Source organism: Winogradskyella immobilis, from assembly GCF_021887715.1.
Classification (GTDB): domain Bacteria; phylum Bacteroidota; class Bacteroidia; order Flavobacteriales; family Flavobacteriaceae; genus Winogradskyella; species Winogradskyella immobilis.
The window spans coordinates 335,987-342,298 of record NZ_JAIQXX010000001.1 but is presented as its reverse complement, the minus strand read 5'-3'; the positions used below and the strand labels follow the sequence as shown (position 1 = coordinate 342,298).

Annotated in this window: 6 protein-coding genes; 5 read left to right on the top strand and 1 reads right to left on the bottom strand. The window is 35.5% G+C overall.

Features of this window, described 5'->3' with window-relative positions:
- The 3 genes from K8Z87_RS13960 to K8Z87_RS01520 all read left to right on the top strand — a co-directional run.
- The coding region (locus K8Z87_RS13960; RefSeq protein WP_227475707.1) for a collagen-like domain-containing protein at positions 1-1,680 on the top strand (1,680 nt) is incomplete at its 5' end.
- A gap of 63 nt (positions 1,681-1,743) precedes the next feature.
- Positions 1,744-2,877, top strand: a complete 1,134-nt coding sequence (locus tag K8Z87_RS01525) for a gliding motility-associated C-terminal domain-containing protein (RefSeq protein WP_227475706.1) — start codon at positions 1,744-1,746, stop codon at positions 2,875-2,877.
- An 18-nt stretch (positions 2,878-2,895) separates the two neighbouring features.
- Positions 2,896-3,663: a M48 family metalloprotease gene (locus K8Z87_RS01520; RefSeq protein WP_227475705.1), complete on the top strand. Its 768-nt coding sequence runs from the start codon at positions 2,896-2,898 to the stop codon at positions 3,661-3,663.
- A 45-nt stretch (positions 3,664-3,708) separates the two neighbouring features.
- Here the strand turns inward: K8Z87_RS01520 and K8Z87_RS01515 are convergent, their stop codons facing one another.
- Positions 3,709-4,104: an ankyrin repeat domain-containing protein gene (locus tag K8Z87_RS01515; protein WP_227475703.1), complete on the bottom strand. Its 396-nt coding sequence runs from the start codon at positions 4,102-4,104 to the stop codon at positions 3,709-3,711.
- A 264-nt stretch (positions 4,105-4,368) separates the two neighbouring features.
- Between K8Z87_RS01515 and gpmI the strand changes: the two genes are divergently transcribed.
- Positions 4,369-5,886: a 2,3-bisphosphoglycerate-independent phosphoglycerate mutase gene (gpmI, locus tag K8Z87_RS01510; protein ID WP_227475701.1), complete on the top strand. Its 1,518-nt coding sequence runs from the start codon at positions 4,369-4,371 to the stop codon at positions 5,884-5,886.
- 3 nt (positions 5,887-5,889) lie between these two features.
- On the top strand, positions 5,890-6,300 hold the full coding sequence (locus K8Z87_RS01505; RefSeq protein ID WP_227475699.1) for a BT0820 family HAD-type phosphatase: 411 nt from the start codon (positions 5,890-5,892) through the stop codon (positions 6,298-6,300).
- Positions 6,301-6,312: the final 12 nt, after the last annotated feature.

Here is a 6,312-nt window from a genome sequence, read left to right as displayed (position 1 = left end):
GGTGAAATCGGACCACAAGGTCCTGCTGGACAGAATGGTCAAGATGGACAAGATGGTGCTACAGGTGCCACTGGAGCAACTGGCGCACAAGGACCACAAGGGGAAATTGGACCACAAGGTCCTGCTGGACAGAATGGTCAAGATGGCGCAACAGGTGCTACTGGCGCACAAGGACCACAAGGTGAAATTGGACCACAAGGTCCTGCTGGTGCAACAGGAGCTACTGGAGCACAAGGACCTCAAGGTGAAATTGGACCGCAAGGTCCCGCTGGACAGAATGGTCAAGATGGACAAGATGGTGCGACTGGAGCACAAGGACCGCAAGGGGAAATTGGACCTCAAGGTCCGGCTGGTGCAACAGGCGCTACTGGCGCACAAGGACCACAAGGGGAAATTGGACCACAAGGTCCGGCTGGTGCAACAGGTGCTACTGGAGCTACTGGCGCACAAGGACCACAAGGTGAAATTGGACCACAAGGTCCTGCTGGACAGAATGGTCAAGATGGACAAGATGGTGCGACTGGAGCACAAGGACCGCAAGGGGAAATTGGACCACAAGGTCCTCCTGGACAAGATGGTGCTACAGGTGCCACTGGAGCAACTGGCGCACAAGGATCGCAAGGTGAAATTGGACCACAAGGTCCTGCTGGACAGAATGGTCAAGATGGTGCTACTGGAGCAACCGGCGCACAAGGACCACAAGGTGAAATCGGACCACAAGGTCCTGCTGGTGCTGATGGAGCAACAGGCGCTACTGGCGCACAAGGACCGCAAGGTCCCGCTGGACAGAATGGTCAAGATGGACAAGATGGTGCGACTGGAGCACAAGGACCACAAGGACCGCAAGGACCCGCTGGTCAAAATGGACAGAATGGACAAGACGGACAAAATGGACAAGATGGTGTTGACGGACAAGATGGTGCTGATGGTGCTGATGGAGAAACGCCTACAATTTCAGTCACCACTCAAACAATAGGTTATAATTTCGCAGCAGCTTTTACTCAAGGTGATGGAACTAATTCTTTTAACATCAATTCTACTGTAGTTAGAAATTCTGCAGGTAGGTACTCAGTAACACTTTTAGAACCTCATCCAAATGGTTCAAATTATGTAGTAACATTAGGAACAGATGGTGACCCTGCTTTTATAACAGCTAACCCTCATGTTGATGATGGCTCCAGAACAAGTACCGGGTTTAATGTATCAATTACTCTTGGAAATACTTTTACTGATGTTAATTGGTCTTTTAATGTTACAGCTAATATAGACGTTGTAACAGCTGTAACTACAGATGGAGGAACGGGTGGAGGACCAAGTGGAGGTTCTGGGTTATCCTCTAGTGGTACACCTGCTACAGGAGCTAATGCTTTTGTCCCTATAAATCTTATGGATGATAATGGTGGAAATAATGTATTTCAACTTCAATTTAATGGGCCTAATATTAATACTAGTACTTCTTATGAGATATTACTTGACAATGTCCCTTATCAATTAACAAACTTTACATTGGGTGATCATACAGTTGTAGAGAATGATAATGGTGATGGAACTTTCGATTATTTATTTACTAGTACTTCGCCTATACCTCCTTTTAACCAATTCAGAGAAATCTTTGCGACTCGATCTGATACTGGAACAGGAAATGGTTGCGGATGTGTATCCTTTTTTACAATTCCATAAAACAATGTTTTTTATAAAAAAGATACAATGGATACTTATATTAATCACTAATAAACTTATTTGATGAAACAAATCATTTTCTTCATATTAGCTCACTCATATATATTCTCACAAACCGCATTTCAAAATTTTGGAAATGTGCAAATTCATAATGAAGGAGAAATAGGATTTCATATTAACTTAATTAATGATGGTGTTTTTAATGAAAATTTAGGTTTTACAGGATTCTACAATACTGTTAACTCATTATCAATTTCAGGAACTCAAATTCCAAGATTTTTTGATATGGATGTTAGTGTAAATGACAATTTATTTTTAGATATAAATACAGAAGTATTAAACTCTCTAAGTTTTACAGATGGAGACATTATAACACCTAGAGAAACCCCAAGTATTTCAATAGATTTTTTAGATAATGCTTTACCTATTTTAGAGAGTGATGATAGCCATACAGATGGTTATGCATCCTATCTTGGAAGTAATCCATTTGCATTTCCTATTGGAGATAATAACTCATTAAGACCTTTAATTATTCCTTTTCACAATAGCAATCTATTATATAGCGCCGCTTATTTTAATGAAGATCCTAACTTTCCTTCAATATTTACAAGCAGTTTTGACACCTCAAATTCCGAGGACATTATAAATACAATTAGTACTATTGAATTTTGGGATTTTGACGGATTAAGCAAAACTCAGGTTACACTAACTTGGAATAGAGAAAGCAATATTAATACACTGGTTAATGATTTAGAAAATTTAAGAGTTGTTGGTTGGAGTTTATCGGAAAACAGATGGTTAGATTTAGGTAATGTTAATACTACTGGAAGTTTAAGCTCTGGCACAATTACATCTAACTCTTTTATTCCCAACAATTACGAAGTGATTACTTTTGGATCCTTAATCGGCAGTGATGACATTATAATCTATGATGCGTTTTCACCAAATGGCGATGGCGTTAATGATTTTTTTGAAATAAGAGGTATTGAGTTATTTGAAAACGAGCTCAAAATATTTAATCGTTGGGGAAGTTTAGTATTTAATGCCAAAAACTATCAAAACGATTGGGATGGTACTTCTCAAAGAGGATTTGTTATAAATAGAAGTAGAAAACTTCCTGTTGGGACTTATTACTATACATTAAAATTAGTTAATGAAGATCGATTTATAGCAGGACCTATTTATTTAACTCATTAAATTTAAAATCATTATATAGTGAGAAGAGGTAATCTTAAAGCACGACTTTTAATTGGCCTTGTTGTTATTGGGTTTGCGTTTATGCGTCGATGCAGCCAACAAGAAACTAACCCGTATACGGGTAGAACACAAGCTATTTCTCTATCACCAGATCAAGAAATTGCTATTGGTTTACAAAGCGCGCCACAAATGGCTCAGCAACATGGAGGTTTACACCCAGATTCGCGATATCAAAATAAAGTGGATGAAGTAGGGCAAAAACTTGTTGTCAATAGTAGTGCAAATAGGTCTCCTTATAAATATGAATTTCACCTTTTAGCCGATTCACAAACTATAAATGCTTTTGCATTACCTGGAGGTCAAATATTTATTACTTATGCTTTATTTTCAAAGCTAGAAAATGAAGATCAATTGGCTGGAGTTTTAGGTCATGAAATTGGACATGTATTAGGCAAACATTCTAATGAGCGTATTACCAATGCTGATTTTTGGAAATATTTTGTAATGGGAGCCTCAGCTGTTGACATGGGAGCTGTAGCGCAACAATATGGACAGGGAAGTTTATTAAAAAATGGTCGTGGTGATGAACTAGAAAGTGATGATTTAGGTGTATTATTAATGCTTAACTCGGGCTATAACCCAGAAGAGATGATTGGTGTTATGCAAATACTTAAAACTGCCGCTGGCCCTAATAGAGTTCCTGAGTTTCAAAGTACGCATCCAGATCCTGAAAACCGTATAGAAAAAATAAAAGAAGCCATTATAAAATATAAAAAAGCATCCTAAAAAGGATGCTTTGCTTTAACTAACTAACTTAAAAAATTGCCTTATTTAGGCGCTCTTATCTTTAAAACGTTTTAATAAATTTTCTGCATCTTTTGCTTTTGATAATTTTGCATACTTCAATGCCGTATAACCCTTATCGCAAGGAGCATGTATTTTAGATCCTGCTTTAATTAATGCTCTCATGGCATCTACACGATTGTATTTTGCAGCATAATGAATTGGAAGCATCCCGTTTGATTTTTCATTAACGTTTGCTCCATTTTTAATTAACTGTTTAACGGTTGCCAAGTCTCCTTTTGCAACAGCTAAAGACAAAGGACTTACTTTAGATTTCTTTATAGAAATTTCAGTAGTGTTTGAAATTGTTTCAGAGTTTAATGCATTAACAGTTACAGTTGAAAAGCCAAATGCTAAGGCTAAAATTACTAGTGATTTTTTCATGATGAAAGATTTAAAAATTAATTGATTTGTTTTTTGATTATACTAAAGAGACGATTATAAATTTAAAGTGTTACGCCTTTTAATAACTAATAACATATTTTTAACTATATGTAAACAAATATGTTAAGGCTTTGCCAATAGATATAATTTTGTTGATTTTTAAATAATAGAGATATAAAAAATTAATAACTCTTTTATTTTTTTAGTTTGCCAATTTGATATAATTATCTAAGTGTTATCTTTGAAATTAACTAAAAAACAAAAATGAATAAAAAAGTCATTTTAATGATTTTAGATGGTTGGGGCATGTCTCCAGATCCTAAAGTATCTGCAATAGATAACGCGCAAACTCCATATATAGATTCGTTATACACAAAATATCCGTCAGCAAGTTTAAGAACCGATGGTTTACATGTTGGGTTACCTGAAGGACAAATGGGTAATAGCGAAGTTGGCCATATGAATCTTGGTGCAGGACGTATTGTATATCAAGATTTAGTTAAAATTAACTTAGCTATTGAAAATAATACACTTCAACAAGAAACTGTTTTACTTAATGCTTTTAATTATGCCAAACAGAATAATAAAAATGTGCATTTATTAGGCTTAGTTAGTGATGGTGGAGTACACTCACATATCAACCATTTATTTGGGTTATTAGATGCCGCAAATGATTATGGTTTAGATACTGTTTTTGTGCATGCCTTTACTGATGGCAGAGACGTAGATCCTAAATCTGGTTATGGTTTTATTAATAAACTAGAAGATAAACTAAAATCATCTACAGGAACTTTAGCAACTGTGACAGGTCGCTATTACTCCATGGACAGAGACAAACGTTGGGAACGTATTAAACTGGCTTATGATGCTTTAGTCTATGGTAAAGGAAAACATTCAAAACATATTTTAAAGTCCATAGAAGAAAGTTATGAAAATGGTATTACTGATGAGTTTATAGAACCTATTATACATGTTGATACCAATAATCAGCCTGTAACAACTATTAAAGATGATGATGTTGTTATCTTTTTTAACTTCAGAACAGATCGCGGACGCGAATTAACAGATGTTTTATCGCAAAATGATTTCCATGAATTTAACATGCGAAAGCTTCAATTGCATTATGTAACTTTAACGAATTATGATGATAATTTTAAAGGCATTAATGTTATTTTTAATAAAGATAATTTAACTGATACTCTTGGTGAAGTTTTAGAAAAAAATAACAAGACACAGATTAGAATTGCAGAAACCGAAAAATATCCGCATGTTACTTTTTTCTTTTCAGGCGGAAGAGAATTACCTTTTAAAGGAGAGTCTCGTATATTAAGAAACTCGCCTAAAGTAGCCACTTACGATTTAAAACCTGAAATGAGTGCTTACGAACTAACCGAAGCTTTAGTCCCAGAACTTCAAAAAGGCGAAGTGGATTTTGTATGCCTCAATTTTGCAAATGGTGATATGGTAGGTCATACAGGTGTTATGGAAGCTGCTATAAAAGCATGCGAAGCTGTAGATAGTTGTGTTAAGCAAATTATCGACACCGCTTTAGATAATAATTATACGACATTATTAATTGCCGATCATGGTAATTGTGAAACTATGATTAATGAAGACGGTTCTCCGCATACAGCGCACACCACAAATCCTGTTCCTATTATTTTAATTGATAAGGAATTAAAGGAAATAGAAGATGGTATTCTAGGTGATATTGCTCCTACAATTTTAAAATTAATAGGTATTCCACAACCTAAAACTATGACTCAAAATGCATTGATATAAATTATGAATTTTCAAGATAAGCTAATACTCGCTATAGATTTTGACGGTACTATTGTTGAAGATGCCTATCCTAGCATCGGCAAACCTAAATTATTTGCTTTTGAAACTTTAAAACGTTTACAAAAAGAAGGGCATCGTTTAATACTTTGGACTTATAGAAGTGGTAAACGATTAGATGAAGCTGTAGCTTTTTGTAACGAAAACGGTATTGAATTTTATGCTGTAAATAAAAGCTTCCCTGAAGAACAAAACGATATTGAGAAAAGCCCTAAAATTCATGCTGATTTATTTATTGATGACAGAAATATAGGTGGATTTATTGGTTGGGGTAAAATACATCAAATGCTTATTGACGACACACCACTTATTGAGACTAAAGTTAAGAAAAAAGGATTTTTAAATTGGTTTAAATAAGAGTTTATTTAC

Excerpts from the sequence above, each read along its gene's own strand:
- K8Z87_RS01525 (WP_227475706.1), top strand. The coding sequence starts at position 1,744 with ATGAAACAAATCATTTTCTTCATATTAGCTCACTCATATATATTCTCA.
- K8Z87_RS01515 (WP_227475703.1), bottom strand. The coding sequence starts at position 4,104 with ATGAAAAAATCACTAGTAATTTTAGCCTTAGCATTTGGCTTTTCAACT.
- gpmI (WP_227475701.1), top strand. The coding sequence starts at position 4,369 with ATGAATAAAAAAGTCATTTTAATGATTTTAGATGGTTGGGGCATGTCT.
- K8Z87_RS01505 (WP_227475699.1), top strand. The coding sequence starts at position 5,890 with ATGAATTTTCAAGATAAGCTAATACTCGCTATAGATTTTGACGGTACT.